Annotated in this window: 22 protein-coding genes; 9 read left to right on the forward strand and 13 right to left on the reverse strand. The window is 36.6% G+C overall.

Annotated elements, in window-relative coordinates:
* Positions 1 to 33: 33 nt before the first annotated feature.
* The 5 genes from AC0L5Q_RS15180 (at position 34) to AC0L5Q_RS15200 (ending at position 5,311) form a co-directional block, all read left to right on the forward strand.
* Positions 34 to 1,569 (forward strand): alpha-L-fucosidase, encoded by a 1,536-nt coding sequence (locus AC0L5Q_RS15180; RefSeq protein ID WP_473610645.1) that lies wholly within the window; start codon positions 34 to 36, stop codon positions 1,567 to 1,569.
* A 49-nt stretch (positions 1,570 to 1,618) separates the two neighbouring features.
* Positions 1,619 to 2,461: a 5-dehydro-4-deoxy-D-glucuronate isomerase gene (kduI, locus tag AC0L5Q_RS15185; protein WP_473610648.1), complete on the forward strand. Its 843-nt coding sequence runs from the start codon at positions 1,619 to 1,621 to the stop codon at positions 2,459 to 2,461.
* A 62-nt stretch (positions 2,462 to 2,523) separates the two neighbouring features.
* On the forward strand, positions 2,524 to 3,513 hold the full coding sequence (locus tag AC0L5Q_RS15190; RefSeq protein WP_473610652.1) for a TRAP transporter substrate-binding protein: 990 nt from the start codon (positions 2,524 to 2,526) through the stop codon (positions 3,511 to 3,513).
* A gap of 3 nt (positions 3,514 to 3,516) precedes the next feature.
* Complete coding sequence (locus AC0L5Q_RS15195) at positions 3,517 to 4,023, forward strand: TRAP transporter small permease (RefSeq protein ID WP_473610655.1); 507 nt, start codon at positions 3,517 to 3,519, stop codon at positions 4,021 to 4,023.
* Positions 4,013 to 5,311, forward strand: coding sequence for a TRAP transporter large permease (locus AC0L5Q_RS15200; protein ID WP_473610658.1), 1,299 nt, complete (start codon positions 4,013 to 4,015; stop codon positions 5,309 to 5,311). The genes AC0L5Q_RS15195 and AC0L5Q_RS15200 overlap by 11 nt, the downstream gene beginning before the upstream one ends.
* A 389-nt stretch (positions 5,312 to 5,700) precedes the next feature.
* Here AC0L5Q_RS15200 and AC0L5Q_RS15205 read toward each other — a convergent pair whose 3' ends face one another.
* From AC0L5Q_RS15205 to AC0L5Q_RS15220, 4 genes are all read right to left on the reverse strand, one after another.
* Positions 5,701 to 8,001: a TonB-dependent receptor gene (locus AC0L5Q_RS15205; RefSeq protein ID WP_473610662.1), complete on the reverse strand. Its 2,301-nt coding sequence runs from the start codon at positions 7,999 to 8,001 to the stop codon at positions 5,701 to 5,703.
* A 270-nt stretch (positions 8,002 to 8,271) separates the two neighbouring features.
* A complete protein-coding gene (locus AC0L5Q_RS15210; RefSeq protein WP_473610665.1) occupies positions 8,272 to 10,785 on the reverse strand; it encodes a DUF748 domain-containing protein in 2,514 nt (837 codons plus the stop codon).
* Between the two features lie 103 nt (positions 10,786 to 10,888).
* A complete protein-coding gene (locus AC0L5Q_RS15215) occupies positions 10,889 to 11,872 on the reverse strand; it encodes a 1-aminocyclopropane-1-carboxylate deaminase/D-cysteine desulfhydrase (protein WP_473610668.1) in 984 nt (327 codons plus the stop codon).
* A gap of 1 nt (position 11,873) precedes the next feature.
* On the reverse strand, positions 11,874 to 12,185 hold the full coding sequence (locus AC0L5Q_RS15220) for a BolA family protein (protein WP_473610670.1): 312 nt from the start codon (positions 12,183 to 12,185) through the stop codon (positions 11,874 to 11,876).
* A 140-nt stretch (positions 12,186 to 12,325) separates the two neighbouring features.
* Between AC0L5Q_RS15220 and AC0L5Q_RS15225 the strand changes: the two genes are divergently transcribed.
* Positions 12,326 to 13,435, forward strand: coding sequence for an MltA domain-containing protein (locus AC0L5Q_RS15225; RefSeq protein WP_473610674.1), 1,110 nt, complete (start codon positions 12,326 to 12,328; stop codon positions 13,433 to 13,435).
* 17 nt (positions 13,436 to 13,452) lie between these two features.
* Here AC0L5Q_RS15225 and AC0L5Q_RS15230 read toward each other — a convergent pair whose 3' ends face one another.
* The 4 genes from AC0L5Q_RS15230 to AC0L5Q_RS15245 form a co-directional block, all read right to left on the reverse strand.
* Entirely contained in the window at positions 13,453 to 15,399 is a 1,947-nt protein-coding gene (locus tag AC0L5Q_RS15230) for a polysaccharide biosynthesis protein (protein ID WP_473610677.1), read from the reverse strand.
* 118 nt (positions 15,400 to 15,517) lie between these two features.
* Entirely contained in the window at positions 15,518 to 16,696 is a 1,179-nt protein-coding gene (locus AC0L5Q_RS15235) for a DegT/DnrJ/EryC1/StrS family aminotransferase (protein ID WP_473610681.1), read from the reverse strand.
* An 8-nt stretch (positions 16,697 to 16,704) separates the two neighbouring features.
* The gene (locus tag AC0L5Q_RS15240; RefSeq protein WP_473610685.1) at positions 16,705 to 17,349 is read right to left on the reverse strand and encodes an acetyltransferase; all 645 of its coding nucleotides are present in this window, start codon (positions 17,347 to 17,349) and stop codon (positions 16,705 to 16,707) included.
* A gap of 9 nt (positions 17,350 to 17,358) precedes the next feature.
* Positions 17,359 to 17,946 (reverse strand): sugar transferase, encoded by a 588-nt coding sequence (locus AC0L5Q_RS15245; RefSeq protein ID WP_473610688.1) that lies wholly within the window; start codon positions 17,944 to 17,946, stop codon positions 17,359 to 17,361.
* A 233-nt stretch (positions 17,947 to 18,179) separates the two neighbouring features.
* Between AC0L5Q_RS15245 and AC0L5Q_RS15250 the strand changes: the two genes are divergently transcribed.
* Both AC0L5Q_RS15250 and AC0L5Q_RS15255 read left to right on the forward strand, forming a co-directional pair.
* Positions 18,180 to 19,280, forward strand: a complete 1,101-nt coding sequence (locus tag AC0L5Q_RS15250; protein ID WP_473610691.1) for an NAD(P)/FAD-dependent oxidoreductase — start codon at positions 18,180 to 18,182, stop codon at positions 19,278 to 19,280.
* A gap of 10 nt (positions 19,281 to 19,290) precedes the next feature.
* Positions 19,291 to 19,902 carry a fumarylacetoacetate hydrolase family protein gene (locus AC0L5Q_RS15255; RefSeq protein ID WP_473610696.1) on the forward strand — a complete coding sequence of 204 codons (612 nt, stop codon included), beginning with the start codon at positions 19,291 to 19,293 and terminating at the stop codon, positions 19,900 to 19,902.
* Between the two features lie 10 nt (positions 19,903 to 19,912).
* Here the strand turns inward: AC0L5Q_RS15255 and AC0L5Q_RS15260 are convergent, their stop codons facing one another.
* Positions 19,913 to 20,365 carry a TlpA family protein disulfide reductase gene (locus AC0L5Q_RS15260; protein WP_473610699.1) on the reverse strand — a complete coding sequence of 151 codons (453 nt, stop codon included), beginning with the start codon at positions 20,363 to 20,365 and terminating at the stop codon, positions 19,913 to 19,915.
* Between the two features lie 151 nt (positions 20,366 to 20,516).
* On the opposite strand from AC0L5Q_RS15260, the gene AC0L5Q_RS15265 reads away from it, so the two are divergent.
* Entirely contained in the window at positions 20,517 to 21,008 is a 492-nt protein-coding gene (locus AC0L5Q_RS15265; protein WP_473610703.1) for a hypothetical protein, read from the forward strand.
* A gap of 24 nt (positions 21,009 to 21,032) precedes the next feature.
* Here the strand turns inward: AC0L5Q_RS15265 and AC0L5Q_RS15270 are convergent, their stop codons facing one another.
* The 4 genes from AC0L5Q_RS15270 to AC0L5Q_RS15285 all read right to left on the reverse strand — a co-directional run bounded on the left by AC0L5Q_RS15270 (position 21,033) and on the right by AC0L5Q_RS15285 (position 24,971).
* On the reverse strand, positions 21,033 to 21,392 hold the full coding sequence (locus AC0L5Q_RS15270) for a hypothetical protein (RefSeq protein ID WP_473610706.1): 360 nt from the start codon (positions 21,390 to 21,392) through the stop codon (positions 21,033 to 21,035).
* 115 nt (positions 21,393 to 21,507) lie between these two features.
* Complete coding sequence (locus AC0L5Q_RS15275) at positions 21,508 to 22,545, reverse strand: XrtA/PEP-CTERM system-associated ATPase (protein ID WP_473610710.1); 1,038 nt, start codon at positions 22,543 to 22,545, stop codon at positions 21,508 to 21,510.
* 4 nt (positions 22,546 to 22,549) lie between these two features.
* Positions 22,550 to 24,154 carry a TIGR03016 family PEP-CTERM system-associated outer membrane protein gene (locus AC0L5Q_RS15280; RefSeq protein ID WP_473610714.1) on the reverse strand — a complete coding sequence of 535 codons (1,605 nt, stop codon included), beginning with the start codon at positions 24,152 to 24,154 and terminating at the stop codon, positions 22,550 to 22,552.
* Entirely contained in the window at positions 24,117 to 24,971 is an 855-nt protein-coding gene (locus AC0L5Q_RS15285) for an XrtA-associated tyrosine autokinase (protein ID WP_473610717.1), read from the reverse strand. The genes AC0L5Q_RS15280 and AC0L5Q_RS15285 overlap by 38 nt, the downstream gene beginning before the upstream one ends.
* Positions 24,972 to 24,974: the final 3 nt, after the last annotated feature.

Here is a 24,974-nt window from a genome sequence, read left to right on the forward strand (position 1 = left end):
TTTGGCGCTTATTTCCTTTACAAGGTGAACATTATGAACAATAAAAACATCGTCAGCTTGCTTAAATCAGTACGTAAGGTATTAATTACTAGCTTAATGTTAATACCCGTTGTTGGTGGTGCTAATGTTCGTGCAGCAGAAACTTATCAAGCTAACTGGCAGTCGTTAGCCAAACATGAAGCGGCGCCAGAATGGTTTCAAGACGCTAAACTGGGTATTTATTTTCACTGGGGCCCTTATAGTGTGCCAGCATTTGGCAGTGCTTGGTATCCCGGTAATATGTACCGAAAAGGTCATCCGGTGAACAAACACCATATAAAAAAATACGGCCTAGTTGAAGAGTTTGGTTATGAAGATTTTATTCCAATGTTTAAAGCGGAAAAATTTGACCCCGCAGAATGGGCGCAATTATTTAAAGCCTCAGGGGCAAAATTTGCCGGCCCAGTAGCGCAACATCATGACGGTTTTGCCATGTGGAACAGCAAGGTAAACCCGTGGAACGCTGCTGACATGGGGCCAAAACGTGACATTTTAGGTGACTTATTCAGTGAGCTGAAAAAACAAGATATCAAAACCATTGCGACTTTTCACCATGCCCGCAATGGCCAGCGCAATAAAGCCCCTTTAGCGCCGGGGATGACTGACTTTAATAGCCATTATCCTTATTATCCAAGTTCACCAACCGCAACCACAGATCCTAAATTACGTAAATTATTTGGTAATTTTGAACATATCGAAGAATTTAACCAGTACTGGTTAGCACAAGTTAATGAAGTGGTGGATAACTATTCACCGGATATTATTTGGTTTGATTCTTGGTTAAATATGCTACCAGAGAGTTATCGTCAAAAAATGGCGGCGCATTATTTTAATCACGCCCACAAAACGAAACAAGAAGTGGTTACTGTGCACAAACATAACGATATGCCGATGTCGTTAAGTGTTTTAGATTTTGAACAAGGTGGTCGTCGCGACCTGCACCCGCAACCTTGGATGACCGATATCACCCTTGGTGAAAGCCGTTGGTCATATATTGAAGATGAAAAATACAAACCTGCCGAGCTGGTTATTCGTAACATGATTGATGTTTGGAGCAAAAACGGCACTGTGTTATTAAACATATCACCACGCGCCGATGGCGTAATTAATCAAACACAACGTGACTCATTAAAAACCATTGGTGACTGGTTAAAAGTGCACGGTGAAGCGGTTTACGATACTCGCCCGTTCGACACTTATGGTTATGGTAATGCTGGCAGTGACAATAGCTCACATGACGGCCAGTCAGCAACTATTCAATATTCAGCAGAAGATCTGCGTTTTACGGTCGCCAAAGACAATAAAGCGATGTATATCTTTTTCTTGGGTAAACCAGCTGCGGGTAAAAAGATAAAAATAAAAGCGCTCGGCCGCCATCGTTATACACCACGCTCAGCAGTGAAAAACGTTACTTTATTAGGTAATGGTGCCAACGTTGAATGGCTTGATGATGCCTACAGCTTTAATTTAATTATGCCTAAAACTGGCATGAACGACATTGCCACGGTATTTAAATTAGAGCTTGAATAGCTCACGCTGATTAAACACTTAAAAAATAAAATAACAGAGGTGCTTTTTTATGACCATTGAATATGAAACGCGTTATGCAATTAGCCCAACCGAAGCTAAGCAGTTTGACACTGAGCAGCTAAGAGAAGCTTTTATTGCTGATAATTTATTTACAAAAGACACGATAAATTTAATTTATACACATTACGACCGCTTTATTGTTGGTGGGATTTTACCGGTTGGCGTAACTTTAAAATTAGAGTCGTTTGAGCCACTTAAAAGTGAACATTTTTTAGCTCGCCGTGAACTTGGCATTGTGAATGTTGGTAGAAGTGGTGTGGTTAAAGTTGACGGTACAGAATACACAATCAAGCATAAAGAAGCGCTTTATATTGGTGCTGGCGCCGAAGAGGTGTTTTTTAGTAGTGTTGATCCGACCGCACCTGCACGTTTTTACATTAATTCAGCGCCTGCGCATCATCACTATCCAACGAAAAAAATAACGATGACGGAGGCGAATGTACTGAATATGGGGTCAGCAGCTACCTCAAATGAAAGAACCATTGCACAACTTATTGTGCAAGGCGTGGTTGATACTTGCCAATTACAAATGGGCGTGACTTCTTTAAAAAGCGGCAGTGTTTGGAATACTATGCCAGCGCATCAGCATGATCGCCGTATGGAAGCCTATTTATATTTTGATTTAGCCCTCGACCAAGCTGTTGCTCATTTTATGGGGGAACCAGAGCAAACGCGAGTGTTATGGCTAACTAATGAGCAAGTTGCAATATCGCCACCTTGGTCAATTCATTGTGGTTCAGGTTCAGCAAGTTATTCATTTGTATGGGGTATGGTGGGTGAAAACTTAGATTACAACGACATGGATAAATATCAAGCATCGCAATTACGTTAGTTTTGAAATATGCGAAAAAGCATAACTAAATCAATAATAAGCTTTTCAACACAGAGAAAACTATGTTTGTAAAAATGTTAAGTAAATGCGCGGGGCTGTTCTTTTTATTGCTCTTAACAAGTTGTAATAATATTAAAGAAGCTAGCGTATTACGTGTTGCTCATACCTTAGATATTCAACATTCTGTGCATAAAGCATTAACCTATATGAGCGAAAGGCTGGAACATTATTCGCAAGGTAAAATGCGTTTAAAAATTTATCCTAATGGTCAGTTGGGCTCTGAGCGTGAACTGGTTGAATTACTACAAATTGGCAGTTTAGCGATGACCAAAGTTTCTGCGGCAACCCTTGAAGGTTTTGTTGACGATATGCGTTTATTTGGTCTGCCTTATGTATTTACTAGTAGTGCGCAGCGCTGGCAAATATTAGAAAGTGATATCGGCCAAGACATTCTTAATTCACTTGAGTCTGCACGCTTATTGGGGCTTGGATATTTTGACGCGGGTAGTCGTAGTTTTTATACTTGTCATAAAATGGTGAATTCACCTGCTGATATTCAAGGGCTTAAAATTCGCGTATTGAACAGCCAAAATGCGGTAAATATGGTCAATGCTTTGGGTGGTTCAGCCACGCCAATCAGCTGGGGCGAATTATATGCCGCATTACAACAAGGCGTTGTCGAAGGCGCTGAAAATAACCCGCCTAGTTTTTATTCTTCCCGTCATTATGAAATATGTAAAAACTATTCACTCGATGAGCATACTGCTATTCCTGATATAGTCATTATCAGCCAGCATATTTTTAACAACTTAACAGAGCAGCAAAAAGGCTGGCTTAAATTGGCAATGCGTGATGCAGTGAGCAAGCAAAAAATGCTCTGGCAGCAAGCTGAAAACGACGCTTTAGCGGAAGTAAAAAAAGCAGGTGTTAGTGTGATTTACCCTGACAAAGCACCTTTTATCAAAGCGGTAAGTCACCTGCATGCTCAGTATAATAATACTGTTGTTGGGCAATATCTGCAGCGTATTCGCACATTAGAAAGGCAAGAGTGATCGATGTTTAAATTAAATCAATGGTTAGAAAAGCTTTTGGAAAATTGTTTAGCTTTGTTAATGGGGGCGACGGTGTTAACCGTGTTATGGCAAGTGTTTTCTCGATATATTTTGCAAAGCCCAAGTTCAGTTTCAGAAGAGGTGTCGCGGTTTTTACTGATTTGGTTAGGAATTTTAGGGGCGACCTACTGCTACCAAAAAAATTCTCATTTAAGTCTCGACTTGCTTGCTAGTAAATTGTCGGCGCGCGGCAAAATTAAACTAAATATTTTTACACATCTAGTGGTTTTTTCCTTCGCGCTAATGGCCTTAATTATTGGCGGTATTAATTTGATGATCACAACATTTGAACCTGTGCAAACCTCAGCGATATTAGGTTTAAAGGTGGCTTATGTTTATAGTGTTATACCATTGGCAGGTTTGTTATTTTGCTTAATCGCGGCGAATAATATTATAACGGCCGTTATTAAATTAATTAAACCACAAGTAGGGGCACAGCATGGAGTTTAGTGGCTTAATACTGATCATTGTTTTTTTCTTATTATTAGTACTGAATGTACCGATAAGTTTTTGTATTGGCATGTCGACTATCGCGGCAATGTTAATCAGTATCGATTTTTTACCAGCTACCACCACTATCGCACAGCGTATGATGAGTGGCTTAGACAGCTTCGCTTTGCTTTCTATACCACTGTTTGTGTTGTCGGGGTTATTAATGGGGCAAGGTGGGATTGCGCGCAAACTTATTGACTGTGCGCTGGCGCTCATTGGTATGTTGCCTGGTGGTTTGGCGTTAGTGAATATTGCTTCATGTACTTTATTTGGCAGTATTTCGGGCTCGGCGGTGGCGGCAACTAGCGCTATTGGCAGTTTTATGATCCCTGAGATGGAAAAAAAAGGTTATAATAAAAACTTTGCTACAGCAGTTACGGCAGCTGCGGCAACGACTGGGTTGATTATTCCGCCGAGCAATATTTTAATTGTTTATGCCATTGCTAGTGGTGGCGTTTCAATATCGGCGTTATTTATTGCTGGTTATCTACCCGGTATTTTATTGTCGCTGCTGTTAATGATGGTGTGTGCTAGTTATGCAATAAAACATAATTACCCAACCGAACTTGCTTTACCATTGGCGCTGGTGCTAAAAAAAATAGTGGCAGCGGTGCCTAGTTTATTACTTATTTTTATTGTGATTGGCGGCATTATTGGTGGTGTTTTTACCGCGACAGAAGCCGGCGCTATTGCTGTTTTATATTCATTAATCTTAGCTATACTGGTTTATAAACAAGTAAAGATATCAGAGTTAAAAGCGATATTAATCAAATCGAGTGAAATTTCAGCAATCGTTTTATTGTTAATCGCGACTTCTTCTGCGATGTCTTGGATGTTGTCATATGAAAACATTCCCGAAATTATCAGTAATGCGTTAATGACCATCAGTGAAAACCCGATCATTATTTTACTGATCATCAATTTAATTTTGATTATTGTCGGTGCGTTTATGGATATGAGCCCGGCGGTATTAATATTCACCCCGATATTTTTACCGATTGCAGAAAGTTTAGGTATGTCACCCATTCATTTTGGCATTATGTTGGTACTTAACTTATCAATTGGCTTATGTTCACCGCCAGTAGGTGCGGTATTATTTGTTGGCTGTTCAGTGGGTAATACCAGTATTGACAAAATTATCAAACCTATGATGCCATTATACTTTGCGATGTTTGTCGCGCTAATGTTAGTGACCTTTTTCCCGATGTTCAGCGAGTTTTTACCACGTGCTTTTGGCTTAATGTAAAAGGGTTAATATACATTTTATTTAAGGCATTAGATTATGATCTGATTTAATTAATCAGGACACTAAAATAATGGACAATAATCCAATATATACCTGTTACCAATCGATAGGCTATTTCAGAGCACTTGAGCGATATCAAGGCTAATGGTCGTTCTCTTATAAAAAGCATTGTTGATTAAGTGATTTTACTGAACAGCTTGCTCAAGTGGATGGTAATATTGTTGTTGATGCTCTTTAGTTTATTTTAGCCATAAACCCGATACCTGATGTGCAGGCGGCGCACAATATTGCCCAGAGCCTTTATGAATACTAACGCGAGACGAAAAGTTTTTCTCAAAAACAAAAAAGGTACTTACAATTATAAGTACCTTTTTTAATGTTTTATTTTTCTAGAATTTAACTTTGGCGGTTAAACCCACTTGTCTTCCTCTTGGTAAAAATACCATGTGAGCTCTAGAAAAGAAGCGGAAGTCGCCCGGATCAACGTAGCGGAAAATGTTACCTGCGGTATCGTCGTCAAGTAGGTTTTTCGCCCAAAGGGTTACTTCGTAGCTGTCGTTTTCAACTCCTGCTCTTAAGTTCACTTTAAAGCTGTCGCCGGTTTCTTGTAGGTTATGCACTTGTGCGTAACGAGACGATGCATAAATACCGTCTAATTTGGCTTTAAAGTTCCAGCTGTCAGAAATAGGAGCGTTATAAGCGGCACTCACTACACCGGTATTTTTAGATACTCTTGGAATTTCAAAGCCGACTAAACTTTCATCACCAAGGGTTTTTCCTTGCTCAGTGTCTGTACCCGCAGTAATCTCAGTATCTGCTAGCGTATAAGAAGCACTTAAAGTTAGATTTTGTGTTAAATAATAAGAAAATGAAGCTTCAACACCTTTGATTTCAGACTCACCAATATTTTGAACTACGGTAACTTGTACTTGGTCTGGTTGACCTTCACGCAATATGACGACTTGGCTTAATTGTTGGTCGCTTAAGTCAAGCGTGTATAGTGCTAAGTTGAAAAGACCTTTTTCGAATGAGTATTTCATTCCTATTTCATATTGAATCACAACTTCTTCATCAAAACTTAATAACGGGGCTTCGTCAGGATTGTTTTTATCTATTTCTGTGTTGAATCCACCTGCTTTGTGTCCGCGAGCAATATTGCCGTATAAGAACATATTGTCATTAACGTGGTATGAAGCAGTTAAGCGAAAGTCTGCTCCGTCAAAGGTTTCTGTTAGCTTTTCTCCATCAGGCCCAGCTGTAGCGGTTAAGGTATTTACATCTTCTTTATAGATACCAATTTCTGCAGTAAGGCTAAAGTCGTCAGTAAGTTTATATTCAGCTAAACCAAACAGTTTAATTTCTTCGTTTTCTGTTGAACCGTTAAACTCTAAGTCGGGGGCGGTAAGTTCTCGGTCGATGGTTTCTAACTGTTCGTTATAAAAAAATACTCCACCTAAAACGCTTAAGTTATCGGTAATATTGCCGTAGAACCTAAGCTCGTGTGAAAAATAATCACGTTCTGAGATGTTTTGTGAAGACCAATCGGCAGGAAATGAGCCAAAAGGGTTGCTTACAAATGCATCTGAGTATGATTGGTTGCTTACAACTTCTGTTTCTTCAGTTGTATAACCAAATAACCATTGTGCATAAAAAGTGTTTGATATTGCATAGGTAGCATCACCGGTAATACGTTTTACTTCACGGTCTAAGCCAGCTCTAAAGTCCCATTGTGCTGGCATGCCTCCGAAGAAAGTTGTAGTGTTTTCTCCTTTGTTGATTGAGGTGGCAATATTGGTAAAGTCAGGTACTGATACTTCACCACAAAAATATGAACGGAGAACATTAGAACACTCTGTTCCACCACCTGCTACGCTATTATTGTGTGTTGAGTCGAATAGATAGCCTGCAAATTGTCCGTCTTCGTCTTTTGAGTAATAGCCTCTTATGTTTAGTGCAAGTTCGTCGCTTGCTAGAATATTTAATGAGCCATGCAGGGCTGTAGTACTTTCTTCGCCTATATTTCTTGCGCCTGCTGTTTTTCCACTTTTGTTTTCGTATTCACCATCATAATTATATATACGTCCGCCGAATGAACCTTTTATGTTTTCTGATAAAGAACCTGAAATATTACCATTAATGTCTTGATGGCCATGTTGGCCAACTGTTCCTGTAAGGTTTCCACTTAATTCATTGGTAGGTTTTTTAGTTATGTAATTTATAACACCACCGTAAGTTGAGCGACCATATAAAGCAGATTGAGGACCTTTAAGTACTTCTACACGTTGAACGTTGTCTAAAATTGATGAAATAATACCAGTGCGTATGAATACGCCATCGATAAATAAACCAACAGGTTGAGGGGTTTCAGGTCTTAAGTTTGAAATACCACGTATTACCGGTCGTTCTGAATTTCGGCCAAAGTCACCACTTATTTGTAGCCCTGGTGTTAAGTCAGCAATGTCGCGAGCATCACTTAATCCTGAGTCGGCTATGTCGGAGGCAGAAAATGCAGAGATTGAAAGGGGAGAGTCTTGTAGAAATTCTTCTTTTTTACGTACTGTTACGGTGATTTTTTCTATTCGCGCTGTTGCTGATTCCTCAGAGGAAACTTCTTCAGCATGTGCGTAATGAACGGTTGTTAATAGTGCTAAGCTTATCCCAGTAGCCAATCTTTTTTTTATAAAAGTCATGGTTCTACCTCTCATTTTTAATTTGTACGTACAAACCTTTATGGTTTGTTTTTTATCAATCTAACACTGCGCAACGACAAGGTAATTGATAAATATCAAAATTTTAGGAGTAACTTGCTGTATCTTAATATAGAAACAGAAGCTATTTTGAGTATAGACCTAGATTTTAAATGGTGTACTCATTTTACTGAGAATATCCATTTCTTTAATATCCCCGTCGCCATTCAAGGAGCATTACGTATCTTGATTGGTGACGGGGTTAAATGGCTATTAAACCGATATAACCATTCTCGGTATAGCACCTTCACTATTATCTATTTGAGGTGTACAGAGTAATATTCGACCCGTTTCTATTTGTTTGTCTTGTACTACACTTGATTTGAATGCTCTTTCACGTTCATCACCTATTGTTTTTAGTGCTTTGATATCAGCTTCCGATAATTTGTGTTTAGCAGGTAAACCAATATCTGAAGGTGTGCTGATGGCACAAATTTTTACGCGGGTGTTCTTTTGATCTTTCATTACTGCAATAAATTGTTTTATGTATTCAGCCTGTTTTTCGTTGGGAGTGATTTGTTTAGGTTCATAAGGTAAATCTTCAAAGCGTAATTTTAATATAAACTCTCCGGCCGTCATTGCGACAGATACTATATTTGCGTAAGGCACAAAGGTTGTCATTAAGTAATCTTGAGTTGCTGACATTACGGCTTTTTTAGTAATAAGCGCAATAAAACTACTAATACCAAACGAAGGTGACGATGTTTTACCTGACAGTGGTACATCAAGTATTAAGTCGCCGTTGCCGTCTTTAAGCATACCTAAAGCTACGTTAAACGGTATGCCTACTTGGTCTTTTACTAAATTTGTTTCGTGGTTGTTGGCAGCAGCTGTTTCAAGGCCGTTAATGTTAATGCTTACATCACCATCTATATCGTCGTCTATTAAAGTAACATCAAGTTTTGTATTGAGTTGACCACTTTTTAATTCAAGTTTTAAGGCGTCTTTCATGTAGGTTGAAACATCAGGTAATGATAGTTCGTTTAAATCACCTTTAATGTGATAGATTTTTTTCTTTGCGAAAGGCTGAATAAAACCGTTAAACGCGAAGTTTGCATATTCGTTACTACGACCTTTTAATGTTATAGGTGTTTTAGCTTCTGTGTTTTCTTGTAAGTTGCTGAGTTTACCCATAGTAAGTTCATCAATCATGAAGCTGCGTTTGTAAATGGGATTGACACTGTTATCAATAAAGTCGATTTGGTTTTTATTAATGACATTGAAAGCGTTTACGCTAATGTAAAACGGCTTTTGAGTGGTTGTTTCAGGTGCTTTAGGAGAGCTTGTAGCTGCTCCCTCAGTTTTTGCTGTTTGTTCAACTTGCTGAGCTGCTTCGTTTTCTGCTTCGTTCGCTGGCGTTAAAGTAACAAGGTTTGCTAAGGCTTTTTCTTTATTTAAAATAATATGGCTTGCTATGCTATCAATATTAATTTCGTTGATCGACAGTGCTTCGGCTGAGCCTGTTATATCACTTATATTAATATTATTAATTGTTGCAACCGGTGGTAATTCGTTTGTTGTATTTTGAGAGAAAAGTAATTGGTTTAGATCAAGCGATTCAATAAATACTGATGGCGTTAATGTTAAGTCACTTTCTGACGCTGCAGATAGTTTAGGCGTAATGTTATTAACGTTAAGTTGTGCGAATGATAGTATTTGTTGTGATTTGTCGTTTTCGCTTTTCTCATTATTGCTTGGCAAGGCTTCAACTAAAGCATTTTTTAAGGTGAGTTGGGCTTTACCTGTGATAGCTTTGAACTGATTTTTTTCAAGCTCATTGTTAGCAATGTTCATTGAAAAATCGTTCATGCTATAAACTAAATTTTCTAAACTAATGTTTTGTTCTTTAGTACTTGTGATCACATTTTCAGTACTTAACTCGGCTTGTTTAACCGTAATATCCATACTTTGTGAGGTGATTTTTACGTTTTGAGTACTTGAAAATGAAAACAAACCGTCAAGTGATTCAACAGGTTCTATTAAATGTTTTATGTTGTTAAGTGAATACTTACTTACTATTAACTCACTGCTTATATCGCCTTCATTATTCTGTAAATTGAGCTCGCTGGTTAGCTTGATTGTTGCCTTATCAAATAAAGCGTTGAGTTTAAGGTTAGCCGATTGTTGAGTTTGGCTTGCGTTAATATTACTGATCAGTAGTTCTTTAATATCGAAAGTATGTGGTGAACCGTTTAACAAAATGTCGATAGTGGTATTAGATAAGACTAAGTTATCTAATACCACTTGGTAAGGTAATGGTTCTGTGGATGTGCTTTCTTTATTTTTTTCGGTGGTTGCTTCTATTTCAGGTTTGGTTTGCGGATCTAACTCGGTGCTTTTAGGTGTAAGGTTTACACCTGCTACCCATAAATCGTCGTTAGTTTTTTCAACATTAACGAGGACACCGCTGATAGAAAATTCTTCTAATTTAATAATATCAAAAGGAATTTTGTGTAGTGCAAGTTGTAAAGCTAAATGTTCAGCTTTTAACACGGGGCTGTTGTTTTTTAATAAGGCTAAATCAGCAACGGTAATACGTGTTAAAAACGGATTAAAGCTAATTGTAGAATCAGACGAAAGCGTTAACCCGTATTCAGCCAAAGGCTCTTTCGCAAAATGTTTAATAATAGGCGAAGAAAGCACCCAAATTAAACAGTAAAGCGCAAATATAAAAGCAAGTATTGTAAATAGTATGCGTTTATAAAGAGGTAATGATTTTGATGGCATGAAAGCTATCCTTGGCTGATTGAATAAAAGGTTTTAGAAGCTTAATTTTACCAAAGGCGATATTAAATAGCTTTATTCTTTTAAATAAAAGCTAGAAAATTGTTTAAAACAGTTCAGGGTATTTACGTTGGTAGCGGGGGAGCATGGTTTGATTACCCACTAATCCCCCCTGATGAATATAAAAGGTTGGAATAGTTGAGTTATTGTTTGATGCGTAGTTATTTGACAAGTAATCAAGTAAGCAATGCCAACCAATAGGATCGTAAAGTAATTCAAACTCAATACCTGTTTCTTTAAGTAGGCGTTGCCATAATAAATAGTGGTTTTTATTGAGTTGCCCAAAGTGAAACTTTTTACGGCTAGAAATGATGGTTGGCCATTGTGTTTGATTAGGATTTAGTTGATTAAATTGTTTTTTTAGGTAGGCATTATCACCAACACACGCACAGGTTAATACCTTAATGGGGTGGTTGTTTTCTTTAAACCAAGTTTGTAAAAATAACGCGGTAGTGCCAGTACCTGAAGGTAACATAACTTGTGCTTGGTTAGTTTTTGCAAAGGTATTTTCTTCAAAAAGCTTATGAGTATTGCAATAGTCAGCTATTTCTTTTGCTAAAGTGTAAACACCTATACGGGCGTGACGGCTTCGCCCACCTTCTGGAATAAATAATGAGGTTTCAGGTAAGGTTTCAGCATACTGATGCATATAGCCATCAAGGTTATTTGAGTCGGTAAGCAAGGAGCTATCAACTTCAATAATTTTTGCGCCTAAAGTTAAGGCTTGTCCGTAATTACCTAAGGTAGAATTTTTTAACCACTCAGGAATACGACTAACATAATAATCAAGCTGCCAACCTTTTATGTGGGCTAGTGCCGCTAGAGAATATAAAGAGTTGGCTTGAATTGAACCATAGCTAACGAGTTTAGTTGTGCTTGTTGAGCTGTGCTCAAGGTAATAAGCAAATTTACGCGCTTTATTACCTGAGAAATGAGGGTTAAGTAAATCGTCTCGTTTTATATAAATGCTGTGGTTATCAAGGCGGATTTTTTCAATAGGCGATTTTGATAAAGCAGCACTGACTTTCATATTAAGCTTTTGAACCACCTGCACATGCTGGCGATAGCGCTGCTTTTTGTTCTTTTTCTTCCCATTCTTTTGGGGTAAACGTATGTAGTGCTAATGCATGTATTTCGTTGGCAAGTTCATGGGCTAATAAGGAGTTTATTTTGCGGTGTCTGCCAATAAGTCGTAAGCCTTCAAAGGCGTCGGTTACGATAACAACTCTGAAGTGACTTGTAGTAGAACTACCACCATGATTATGACTTTCATTTTCAATTTCTAAAAAGAGTGGAGAGAATTCAGATTGTAGTTTTTCGCGTAAAGTATTTTCAATAGTCATAAGTTAAAACCAGTAGTAATGATGGGGCTATTATGACAGTTTGTTTTGGTTGGGGCAAAGATAGAGCAAAATAGTCAGGTCATTGTATTTACGCTAGTATGTTGGTTATTCTTGAACACTTCATTAATTTAGGGCATTCCATGCTAAATAAAGTTTTATTGTTATTGGTTATTTTATTTTCTCATACCTCATTCGCGTTTACTTTTATGGCTGTTAAAGATCCTAGTTTAGGGGGGATGAAAAACTTTAAAGCTAGCCAGTTGTGTGATGTTGCTGACAATACACAACACTATTTAAATACCTATGCTGAAGATACCTTTGCGGTAAAAGTAGGGCATGTATTTGAAGATAAAATATCACTACAGCAAGTTAAAGATACCTTAACGTTTATTTGCGACACTTATCGTGGTGATGTAAGAGCTAAAAGACAAAGTCGATTACATAATATTGAGTTTTTAAAACAGCATTTTACTTTTTACCGCTGGATGCCAGATGTTAAAACAGCGAAAGCTATCGCACAAAAAAGTAATAATGAGGTTAAATCAAGATTGTTGAATAACATTCCTAATGATCAAATATTTTTAACTAAATACTACACTAAAACATTATCAGCGAGTCCTGTAAAAACAGCGGAGTTTAATCAAGCTTTGTATGCTTTACCTTATGATGAAAAGGGGCTTTCACTTGAACAAGCAAATGAGAACAAAGCCCTAACGCGATTTAAATATACTCGACAAGAGGTTATTGCTGGCGCGTTATTAAAAAATAATTTAGCTAAACCTTTGGTATGGATAAACGAAGAGTCGTTACACGATGTGTTATTGCAGGGCACAGGCGTGCTGACGGTAAATAACGAAATACGTTATTTTAATGTACATCGTAATAACGGCATTGCTTATGATTATAGTATAGGTAAAAGAGAGCAAGCGCGTTACTGGTACTTTGCTGAAGTGCCTAGCATTATGGGGTACGGGAAAACATTGGCGAGTAAAATCGCTGTAAAACCTCATGTAACTTTTGCTGGTAATGTTAAAGACTTAGGCTTAGGAAAGCTTTTTTTAGTGAGCTTTATTCAAGAAGGTGAGCAGGTAAGTAGAATGGGCATTTTAGCGGATCAAGGCGGCGCATTTGACAATAACTTATTTCAGCTAGATTTATTGGTTGATAGTTACAAAGGTTGGGATGATTACCATCAGGCTAATAAAACCATGCCTGATTATGCTCAAGCATGGTTATTGATTAGAAAATAGCAGAGGAAGGAGTTCTGCTAAACAGCACCAATTAATTCTGGCTCTGGTATTTTAGGCTCTAGAATAGAAGGTGTGTCTGTAAATTGTGAAAGTGTTTGCTCTTTCTGTTTTGCTGTTGAAGGGTTATAACCTAATGGAGCATTGAGTAGTATTTGTCGAATTTGCTTGTCGTCTTCATTAGTAATGGCTTGGGTTAAATGCTCAAGGATAGTGATGACATCATCCCAAGGTATAGATTTTTCATTTGCCGTTAATATACGTTCGTGGGACGTTTGTTGGGCATGATCATCAATCAGTAACTCTTCGTAAAGTTTTTCTCCTGGTCTTAGGCCACTGTATTCAATAGCAATGTCTCCCATAGGGTTATCATCATTTTTGATGGTAAATCCCATTAAATGAGTCATTTTATGAGCTAGATCTACAATTTTGACTGGGCTACCCATGTCTAATACAAATACATCGCCGCCTTTACCCATGGCTCCTGCTTGAATAACTAACTGAGCAGCTTCAGGTATGGTCATAAAGTATCGAATAATATCGGGATGAGTAATGGTTATAGGGCCACCACGTTCAATTTGTTTTTTAAATAAAGGCACAACAGAGCCAGAAGAACCGAGTACATTGCCAAAACGCACCATGGCAAAGCGTGTTTCACCTTGTTTGTTTGCAAGGCCCTGTAATACCAGTTCTGCCATGCGTTTTGTTGCGCCCATAACATTAGTAGGTCTTACTGCTTTGTCTGTTGAAATAAGAACAAATGTTTCGACTTTACTCGCGACAGCGGCTTTTGCTATAGCATAGGTACCAAAAACATTATTACTAACGCCAGCTATGACATTACCTTCAACCATAGGAACATGCTTATAAGCAGCAGCGTGATATATAGTTTGGACTTGTTGTTGGTTAAAAATAAATTTCATTAAGGCGTCATTTTGCACATTTCCTATAAGCGGAACGATTTCCAAAGGATTATTAGTTTCGGCAAGGAGCTCAGTAAGTTCTTGATGAATTTCATACAAAAAAGCTTCGCTGATATCTAGTAAAACCAATTTTTTAGGTGTATTTAATAGTATTTGTCGGCAAAGTTCTTTACCTATTGAGCCGCCGGCGCCGGACACCATAACCACTTTGTTAGTCACGTTGGCCGAGAGTAATTCAGGCACAGGTTTAACGGATTTTCTTCCTAGTAATTCTTTAACAGATATTTCACGTAATTGATCAATACTTCGTTTACCTGAAACCATATCTGACATGGTAGGGACGGTTAGTAGCTCCAGTGCATGAGGCTCTAATGCTGTAACAATTTCTTTAAGTCGGTGTGGGTCAACATTAGAGACGGCAATAAGGACTTTGAATTTGCCAAACCTTTTAAGTAAGTTGCCTATTTTTTTATGAGAATAAACATGTAAACCTAAAACATTTCGGTTTTGGTAGCGCGCTTTTTCATCGATAAAAGCGAGAGGCTGATATTTTTTTCCTAGCGTTAAGGCATTAACAAGTTCTCGTCCTGTTGTACTTGCCCCGTAGATAACTACGCCTTCTCGTTCATTAAAGAGATTTTTTTCAAATATAATGCCAAATAAAGCCCGAACGCTGGTAATTTGTAAAATAGCGAGTACAAAAAATACAATAGGTACTGAGCGGGGAATAAAGGCATCAAAAATATAACCCGCTAGATAAAAAATAGCTGTAGTACATATTAATATGATGAATATTTTAAGAAAAGCTTTAGCGTTGAAGTAGCGTACAACAGACCGATATACATCGAAATAAGTAAAGAGTATGAGTGTAGATAAAGTAATTGTTAGATACACATAAAGTTCAGATAATGTAAATGCTGTGTTATTAAGGCCCATGCGTATAAAATAAGCCAAAAAGAACGCAATGGATAACGCTAAAAGGTCAAAACCAACACCCATAATAAATTTTAGATAACTCGGAATGAGATCTATTTTTCTGATCATGATACAACGCCTTTTTTATTGTTTTTATTAGTAAAATAGGACATCCATGTAACACTATAGTAACAATATCTTCACAATTTTTTAGGGTGTTGTCATGCTTTTTTTTCATATAAAAAAGTTAAAGTGATTGTATTTGATCGAAAACCTCTTTTAATACTTTGCAAGTTTTTGATATTTCATTGTTTTTTAATGTTGGGTGAACTAAGAACATTAATGATGTTTCACCAAGAATTTGAGCGTTTTTAAGGGAGTTTTTAGGTAAATAGGGGGTATTTTCAAAAGCCTTTTCTTTATAAACCTCTGAACAGCTCCCTGTATAACAGGGCACTCCGAGTTCTGTTATCGCACTAATAATTTTATCTCTACTCCATGCATTAGGTAATTTTTCAGGAGTTATCGTAATGTAACATTTATAAAAAGCGTGTTCGATATAATCAGGTATGTTGGGGACATTAATAAAGTTATAGCTCTCGCACACTTTAAAAATTTCTTTCGCATATTGTGTTCTGATTTTTGTCCATTGCGGCATGCGTTTTACTTGTATACGACCAATAGCCGATTGCATTTCAGTGAGACGCCAATTGGTACCAAAGGATTCATGTAACCACCGATATCCGGGAGGATGTTCGGTTTCGTATACGGCTTGATACGATTTTCCGTGATCTTTAAAAGCCCATGCTTTACGCCATAATTTTTCATTATTTGTTGTAAGCATGCCTCCTTCGCCACCTGTCGTCATTATTTTGTCCTGGCAGAAAGACCAAGCACCGATATGGCCAATACTACCAACAGAACGGCCCTTATACTTTGCTCCGTGAGCTTGCGCACAATCTTCAATTACAAACAGGTTATGTGTTTCGGCTAATGCCATAATGTCGTCCATTTCACATGGCCAACCAGCAAGATGTACGCAAATTATGGCTTTGGTTTTATCGGTTAATACCGTCGAAATTGTTGGAGCGCTAATGTTCTGATTATCAAGCTCTACATCTGCAAACACTGGCGTTGCGCCTGCATTTACAATACTACTAATAGATGCAATGAAGGTTCTTGAAGTAACAATAACTTCATCACCGTGCCCAATATTTAAAGCGTGTAATGCGAGATCTAATGCGAGAGTTCCGTTAGCAAGGGCTACCGCGTATTTACAGTCGGTATAAGCTGCAAATTCGGTTTCAAACTTTCTTCCTTCGTCTCCTGTCCAATAATTTACTTTATTAGAAGCAAGTACCTTAGATACTGCTGTTATCTCTTCTTCTGTAAAATTAGGCCAAGGTGAAAACTCAGTATTTAGCACGATTTTTCCTATAAATTATTTTTTGATGGAATAGATTTTTTAAAAACAGCAGGTACACCAGCGTATAGCGAATTTTTTTGTGTTGCTTTAATAATGCTTGAGCCGGCTGCAACTTGTGTATTGGGTGCCAGTGCAATGCTTTCTATAACGGATGCTCCAATACCAATCCATGAACGCTCACCAACGGTGACTCCTCCAGCAATATTTACTCCTGGGGATATATGTACCATAGCTTCTATTGTGCAGTCGTGGTCTATCGTTGCTCCTGTATTAATTATGCAACCGGTTTTAACGGTACTGCCAATGTTGATAACAGATTGAGCGAATACTACAACACCTGCTTCAATAGTTGAATGCGGGCTTATGTAAGCACGGGGGTGAATTAAAGAAGCAATTTTTGCGTTTGCGCTGATCAAGGTGTTTAGCATTTGTTGGCGAAGTTTGTTGTTGCCAAAGGCCACAATAAAATCAGCGTTATCAAGGTAACGAGTATATTTATCTATTTTGCCAATAATGTCCCAAATGCTATTGTTTTTACGTTCAGGGAAGCTGTCGTCTAAAAAGTATATTTCTTGATATGTATTTATTTGTTGTGCGCAATCGGCAACAACTCTTCCGTGACCACCTGCACCTATGATAATTAATGTACTCATATTTAATCCTTAGCCTTTAAATTTAGTCATAGTTGCTTCGCCAGATGCATTGATATCTGCTTGAGCAAAAACCTTTTTAATCGTCATAAATATAATTTTAATGTCTAGCCAAAGAGTTCGGTTATCAACGTACCAGACATCAAATGCGAATTTTTCTTCCCAAGAAAGGGTATTACGTCCGTTTACTTGTGCCCAGCCAGTGATACCGGGTTTTACGTTATGCCTACGAGCTTGTTCCGTTGTATATAAGGGAAGATATTCAACTAATAAAGGACGAGGCCCGACGATACTCATATCGCCCTTTAATACACTCCATAACCCAGGCAATTCATCGATACTGGTATTGCGTATTAATTTACCGAATGGTGTTAAACGTTCACTATCGGGTAATAACTCGCCGCTACTATCTGTCATGTCGTTCATTGAACGAAATTTATACATGTTAAATACTTGGTTGTTTAATCCAGGTCTAGGTTGTTTAAATAAAACAGGACGGCACTTAAGGCTAAATAATATGACCGCGGTAAAAAGTATCACAGGAAATAATAAAGATAAGGTTATTAATGAAATAATAATATCCATGGCTCTTTTGATCATAATTAATACCTAATATTTTGTTTTTATTGTTATTTATTTATCGGTGCATGTTTGCAATGAGTCAAACTATCGTGTAATCAGTTATTCATCCGCATCGTGATATGGCATCAGTATAGTACTTAGTAATACATGAATAAAAAAGCTTTTTGAGTGTAGGTTCTATTTTAGTCATACCAATCTCACTAATTAAACTGGTATGATTAATTTATTTTGTAAATTTATTCAGAGGACGCTTGGAAACTGTTGATACACTTATAGTGGGTGCAGGTGTTGTTGGTTTAGCTATAGCAGCTCAGCTGAGTAAAACTTTATCTAATGTATTAATTATTGATAAGAACACTTCTTTTGGTGAAGAAACCAGTAGTCGTAACAGTGAAGTGATTCATGCCGGTATTTACTACCCTGAAAATACACTAAAAGCCAAATTTTGTGTTGAAGGTAAAGAACAACTTTATCAATATTGCACGAGTCGAAATATCCCCTTTTCTCGTATCGGTAAACTTATTGTCGCAACTGACAATGAGCAAGATAGTTTACTTAGTGATATTTTATGTAAAGCAAAAGCGAATCATGTTTCAGACTTAAAAATATTAAGTCGTAGAGAGGTTAATAATTTAGAGCTTCAAGTAAAATCGACTACAGCACTATACTCCCCATCAACAGGTATTATAGATTCACATAGTTTTATGCAAAGTTTACTTGCGGAAACGGAAGCTAATGGCGCATTATTTTCACCATTGACCGAACTCATGAATGTTGAAGTGATCACAAATGGTTTTATAGTGAAGGTGAGTTGTCAGGGGGAAGCTTTTACATTTCAATGTAGGAACTTAATCAATAGCGGAGGCTTGCATGCTGATAAAGTTGCCAGATGTATTAGTTCATTACCTGAAGAGTTTATCCCTAAGGTTAATTTTTGCCGTGGACATTACTTTTCGTATTCAGGCGTAAGCCCATTCAAGCATTTAGTTTATCCTGTACCGTCTGAAAATGGCTTAGGTATTCATGCAACACTTGATATGTCAGGGCAATTAAAGTTTGGCCCAGATACCGAGTTTATTAACGAGATAGATTATACTGTTCCTGAATTGTTAAAAGGAGAGTTTGTACGAGCAATACAAAACTACTTTCCTTTAATTGATGGAAGTAAATTACAGCCTGCCTATGCGGGTATTCGACCTAAATTAAATAAAAATCAGTTTAATGACTTTATCATTCAAGATGAAACTAAACACGGTATTAAAGGTTTGGTTAATTTGTTTGGTATTGAATCTCCGGGACTTACGGCAAGTTTAGCGATAGCTAATTTGGTCAATAAAGCATTAGAAATTTAAGGTAAATATTTTGAATGAAATTAAGATTAATGGAAAGCCAGTAATACCTTCAAAAATTGTATGTATAGGAAGGAATTATGTAGAACATATTGCTGAATTAGGTAACGAAATACCAGAAAACATGGTGGTGTTCACTAAGCCTAACTCATCGATTAGCACAGGGTTAATTTCAGTACATGATGAGCCATTGCATTACGAGGGAGAAATTTGCTTTGTGTATGAAAAAGGGACGTTTACGGCAATAGGTTTTGGTTTAGACTTAACTAAGCGTAAATTACAGAGTCGCTTAAAAGAGAAAGGTTTACCATGGGAGCGAGCTAAGTCGTTTGATGGTGCGGCAGTTTTTAGTGAGTTTATCCTGATTGAGGATATGCGGAGTAATTACGAAGTTCAACTCACAATAAATAATGTATTAACTCAACAAGGATATGTTAGTTTAATGATGTATTCTCCTGCAGAAATATTAGCAGAGTTACAATCATTTATGACCCTAGAAGATGGAGATGTAGTGATGACAGGAACCCCAAAAGGGGTTGGGGTTATTAATGCAAAAGATTGTTTTACTGGAAGCATAATTCACCAAGGTAAAACCTTAGTGACTAATACTTGGGTTGCTTGTTAGTGTTAACGCTTTACTGAGCTAAAAGGTATTGTAATTCTTCTTCGTATTTTTTTTGTTTAGATTCAGTAAATCCTACGTGAGAGCTAACAAGTTGTCCTGCTTTACTATATATATAACTGCTCGGCATGCCTTTTAGTTTGTACTTTTTGGCTATTTTACCTTTGGGATCGTAAATGATAGGGAAGTTTGCCGGTACATTGCTTAGAAATTCTGTCGCTAGGTTTTTTTCATAATCAACATTAACGCTTATAATTTTTAAGTTTTCGTGTTTTTTTTGTATTTCATTCATCCATGGAAATGATTTACGACATGGGCCACACCAAGAGGCCCAAAAATCAACATAAATGACACTTCCTTTATGTTGCTGTAATAATTGCTGCAACTCTTCAGGTGCGTCTTGAGCAAAGCTACTGCTTGTTAGAGCAATAAAAATAAAACATGAAAGAATAACCCGTTTAAACATAATCGATTTCGCCTAAGATCTGTTTTACTAATGATATTGTGTTATTTAACCATGGGGTGCTATGAATGAGAAGTATCATTTATAAATTGGAATATGAACTTGTTCTTGTTTTTAGTAAAATAGTGGTAAGTTTTAATGGATAAGTTCTCATATGAAATTTTTTATATTAACGTTAACTATAATTGCAACATCACTTACCTTTAACTTTAAGGCTTTATCAGCTGAAGACCCCCAAAAAAAAGAGCTAACAGAGCATCAGCAGTGGTTAAAAAATAAGTTTAACGAACAGCATAATAATCTAATTCCAATAGTCGCTGTGGCAGATATTTTATTTGCATGTAATAACGCTAATAATAACGCTTACGGTAAATACACCTTAGATACGCTTATCACTAAAATGAGTAAAGAAAGATTAGCTGAGAAGCTTGAAAGTTGTTTGGGTGGAGAGTTAGTAAGTTCAGATACTGCTATTAATTACGGGCTATTAGGGTGCTTCCATGATCAGCTAGATGATTTACCTCAAGATGAAAAAGCAGCAAGAATTAAACTAGTGAAAAAGGCTATTTCTTCTTTATCTAAAGAAGAGCGGAAAAAAAGCTTTACTCAGTGTGTGACTGATCAATCTATAAGTTATTTGAAATAATATTATATTAGGTAATACAGGTGCTTATTTTGTTTTTTTATCTCGATTAAACGAGCTAGGTAAAATATCTACACCAACCATTTTCCCTACTTTAATAAGTATTGGTATGGTAATAGGTGCGAAAGGTAAAACCGCAAATACACCTAATCCTAAACCTTTTAATATATCTATAAATTGTTTATTAGCGTTTACCATTTCTTCAGGAGTGGCTTGTCTTCGAGTGTACTTTTTGTAAGTACTTAACATCTCTTTAGTTTCAGCTTTTTCTTGAGAAAGCGCTAATTTCAGCCCTACCATTTGGCGCTTTAGTTTTGAATGGGTACGCCTTTTACTTATGGATATTACGCGAATAGGCGCTCTAACAAAATGGATCCATACTTTCATAAAAATCTCGTAATATTCAAAGGCTGTCGATGCGTATTATAGCTAAGATAGGAGTAAAGGTGATTGCTAGTTATAAATTAAAAAGAGCTTAAAATTAAGCTCTTTTATCATGACTTTATTTTTTATCATCAAAATTTGTTTCAGCATACAGTCTATTTTTATGCTTAAGCAGTTTATCGACATACCTCGCCATTTTTATTTTTTGTTTAATTGAGGTTTCGAGTATTTCTTCAACTTCTCGCAAAATGTCTTTAATATTTTCTGCCTTATCAGGTGAATTAACAATAGCTTGTTGCTGTGACGGCTCATTACTTTCTAAAATATTATTGTTAATAGATCCAGTGAGCTCTACTTCCATCTCTAGAGCAACTTCATTAATTGCTTTATCATCAATACATGATAATTCTTCTAAAAAGCCAAAAAGTAATAAACGATCAACAAAGATATTGATTTTTCGTGGTACACCTAATGTTTTTTCATGAATAATGCCAAAGGCAGATTCAGAAAATACGTTTTCTTTAGTGCAGCCTGCTTGTTGAAGTCGATGGTTGATATACTCTTTAACTTCTTCAACTGTTAGTGGTTTCAAATGGGCTGAAGCGATAATACGTTGTCTAAATTGCTCCATTGATGGTGCTTGAATGATCCCCTTTAATTCTTCTTGCCCTAATAAAAAGCTTTGAATAAGAGGTTTGTTGTCTAGTTGAAAGTTAGACAACATTCTCAATTCTTCGACGGTTTCCAGTGGTAAGTTTTGTGCTTCATCCACTAACAGTAATGCCTTTTTACCTTGTTGATGTAAAGAAATTAAAAACTTCTCAATGGCTTGAAGTAATTCTGCTTTGCTGTTCCCTTTAGTTTGTATATTAAATTCTGAGATAACCAGTTCTAATAACTCTTGCGGATTAAGCTTGGTAGTAACAAGTTGTGCAGCAACAATTTTGGAGTCTTTAATATTATTTAAAAGATTACGGGCAAGTGTAGATTTACCTGTGCCTATAGGACCTGTAATAACGATAAATCCTTCACCTTGATCTAATCCATATTGTAGATAAGACATTGCCCGTTGATGATGATTAGATGCGAAGAAGAAACGCGGATCAGGACTAAGCTGAAAAGGGCGCTCTTTAAATCCATAATAACTTTCGTACATACTGCTATAAAACCTTTTTCAATTCTAAACTTATACGATTTTCTTTATACACAAATGCTGCAGGATCAGATGTTCTATTCAAATGGCTTATATTTATGTCAAATGAGAGTGTTTTATTGAGCTTTCTATTGTAATTAACCTTGTAATACCTATATTGATTATCTTGTGCTTGAGGTAAATTAAGGAAATTTCGAGTTTCAGTATATGCCACAGATAAATCGATAGTTGAATAACCACTGACTTTTCTAGATATTGAAAAATCTGCATTTTGTCGTAAATCTTCAATATCAGTCTGTAGATTTAAACGTTCATTTCTTTGTAGGTTTATTTTGATAGTTGTTCGGCTAAGGGTTAAAGAAGAAATCCAATTAAGCTTTTTATTTAAAGAAAACTCGTCGTCTTCAACAAGGCGTGTGCTGAATATTGCTGTTAGAGAGTCTGTATTTAATTCGTTAGCATTACTAATTAAGCATTGTGAGTAAGAGAAAGTCTCACTTTGCTGAGAGCATAGAAAAACCCCCTCATTTACAGGGGCGAAATTATCACGGGTAAATGTATCAATTGATTCTTTATATATTATTGTATTAGTAAAACGTTTATTGACATGGCTTAAGCTTAAGTCGTAACTATTCCCATAAAAACGTTGTGAAACACTAGCACTTAATGTTGTTCTTATTGTGGGCTGCCAATTTATTTTCAAGTCATAGTAATTGTCAATTTGCTTAGAATCTGGTTCAGACTCACTTAATTTATCTTTATTTAAAGGGACATTATACGATAAATCCACAATAAAACGTGGGGTTACTTGCCAACGTAAGCCAGCCCCATAAGAGTTAGATTCAATATTTTGGTTAGATCCTAAGTTACCTGAATTATCTTCATCATAATATCGAATAAATGGGTTAAATTTGTATGGTGTAATATAACCTATTTTTATTTCACTTTGATATGAGCGACTACTACGAGTATGACTCGTACGTTCGTTATAGTTATTGGTTAGGTCCCAGAAAATATAATTGGTATTAGTTCCATTTTTTGAATTTAGAGTTGCGGAGTAACCATCCTGCTCGCTAATATTGTCTTCCGCTTTGGTTGTGTTATAAATTAAATTTGAAGATAATTTATATTCGCTATTATCAATAGTATAACTTAGCCCACTTGAGTATTGTTCTACTTGCACCGTATTCCCTGATACTATATCAGCATAAGCATTTGTCATACTGTTTCGTGTTTGGTTTTCGATCGAAGCTGAGCCTACTAAAGATATTCCATTTGGCCATAATTGAATGTTAAAGTCGCCGTTTAGTGTTAGAAAGCTATCGTTATTATCACTATTATGACTATATGTTGCGTACAGTACGTCAGCGTCTAAATTATATGATGCATATAAAGCACGATATTCTGAATTTAAGCTTAACCCCGTCTGATTGACAAAACTCGATTCTTCATTTTGATTATCAAAATTAACATTATCGGAGTATGTTTCATTTATTTTAATTGCAGGATCAAAAGACCACTCATTAGATAAAACTAATGAGGGTGTTCCCAATAAAAGAGTAACTAATATATATTTATGCTTTCGAACCATATCCATAGCCATAGTAGCCATACATATCCTTATGGGATTTTATTGCTTTATTTAAAACTAAACCTAAAGCTAAATCGTCATTTAAATTTTCAGTAGCTTTTTGAATGTCTGATAAGTGTGTCTTAGATTCTTCTACAACGACAAGTGCTTGCCCCATTAAATTAGCAAGCACAAGTGTTTCTGTTACACCAATGAGAGGAGGACAATCAAAAATCACTATTCTATCAGGATACCGCTCAGCTAGCTCTTTAGCTAACGATTCCATTTTATCACTAGCTAATAATTCATTTGATAAGTGGTGGGGTTCCCCCGCAGGTATTATTTTTAATTTATCAATATTTGTATTATAAATTATGTCAGCAACCCCTTCTTTCTGGCCTAATAAATATTCTATTAGTCCAGGTACATTACCAACGCCTAGTTCTCTGTTTATACTAGGTCTTAATACGTCAGCATCTATCAATAAAACTGTTTTATCTTGTTCTAAAGCGATGCTGAGGGCAAGGTTAATTGAAACAAAGGTTTTCCCTTCATTAGGCTTTGAGCTACTGACCATAACAAGGTTACTATTATCTAAGGTTTTAGATGCTGATCCAAAAGCATTATTTAATAACTTTCTCTTTATCTGTCTAAATTCGTCTTTGATACTTTGTCTAGAACCTGTATCAATGAGATATCCTCGTTCAGCTAACGACGCTTTATCTATCTTTAATGGTTCTGACATATGTTCTAGAGAATGTGTAGAAGGTTCTACATACTTATTTTCTTGAACTGACACTTCAACTTTAGGAGTATCGACACTATTTTGTTTAGCTAAGGCTTTTTCTATAGTACTCATAAA

It is taken from the genome of Pseudocolwellia sp. G5-9 (assembly GCF_055808995.1).

Coding starts and splice junctions, on each gene's coding strand:
- AC0L5Q_RS15285 (WP_473610717.1), bottom strand. CDS start 24,971: ATGAGTACTATAGAAAAAGCCTTAGCTAAACAAAATAGTGTCGATACT.
- AC0L5Q_RS15260 (WP_473610699.1), bottom strand. CDS start 20,365: ATGTTTAAACGGGTTATTCTTTCATGTTTTATTTTTATTGCTCTAACA.
- AC0L5Q_RS15230 (WP_473610677.1), bottom strand. CDS start 15,399: ATGATCAGAAAAATAGATCTCATTCCGAGTTATCTAAAATTTATTATG.
- AC0L5Q_RS15245 (WP_473610688.1), bottom strand. CDS start 17,946: ATGATCAAAAGAGCCATGGATATTATTATTTCATTAATAACCTTATCT.
- AC0L5Q_RS15180 (WP_473610645.1), top strand. CDS start 34: ATGAACAATAAAAACATCGTCAGCTTGCTTAAATCAGTACGTAAGGTA.
- AC0L5Q_RS15220 (WP_473610670.1), bottom strand. CDS start 12,185: ATGACTATTGAAAATACTTTACGCGAAAAACTACAATCTGAATTCTCT.
- AC0L5Q_RS15265 (WP_473610703.1), top strand. CDS start 20,517: ATGAAATTTTTTATATTAACGTTAACTATAATTGCAACATCACTTACC.
- AC0L5Q_RS15240 (WP_473610685.1), bottom strand. CDS start 17,349: ATGAGTACATTAATTATCATAGGTGCAGGTGGTCACGGAAGAGTTGTT.
- kduI (WP_473610648.1), top strand. CDS start 1,619: ATGACCATTGAATATGAAACGCGTTATGCAATTAGCCCAACCGAAGCT.
- AC0L5Q_RS15210 (WP_473610665.1), bottom strand. CDS start 10,785: ATGCCATCAAAATCATTACCTCTTTATAAACGCATACTATTTACAATA.
- AC0L5Q_RS15215 (WP_473610668.1), bottom strand. CDS start 11,872: ATGAAAGTCAGTGCTGCTTTATCAAAATCGCCTATTGAAAAAATCCGC.
- AC0L5Q_RS15200 (WP_473610658.1), top strand. CDS start 4,013: ATGGAGTTTAGTGGCTTAATACTGATCATTGTTTTTTTCTTATTATTA.
- AC0L5Q_RS15275 (WP_473610710.1), bottom strand. CDS start 22,545: ATGTACGAAAGTTATTATGGATTTAAAGAGCGCCCTTTTCAGCTTAGT.
- AC0L5Q_RS15195 (WP_473610655.1), top strand. CDS start 3,517: ATGTTTAAATTAAATCAATGGTTAGAAAAGCTTTTGGAAAATTGTTTA.
- AC0L5Q_RS15205 (WP_473610662.1), bottom strand. CDS start 8,001: ATGACTTTTATAAAAAAAAGATTGGCTACTGGGATAAGCTTAGCACTA.
- AC0L5Q_RS15280 (WP_473610714.1), bottom strand. CDS start 24,154: ATGGCTACTATGGCTATGGATATGGTTCGAAAGCATAAATATATATTA.
- AC0L5Q_RS15270 (WP_473610706.1), bottom strand. CDS start 21,392: ATGAAAGTATGGATCCATTTTGTTAGAGCGCCTATTCGCGTAATATCC.
- AC0L5Q_RS15190 (WP_473610652.1), top strand. CDS start 2,524: ATGTTTGTAAAAATGTTAAGTAAATGCGCGGGGCTGTTCTTTTTATTG.
- AC0L5Q_RS15225 (WP_473610674.1), top strand. CDS start 12,326: ATGCTAAATAAAGTTTTATTGTTATTGGTTATTTTATTTTCTCATACC.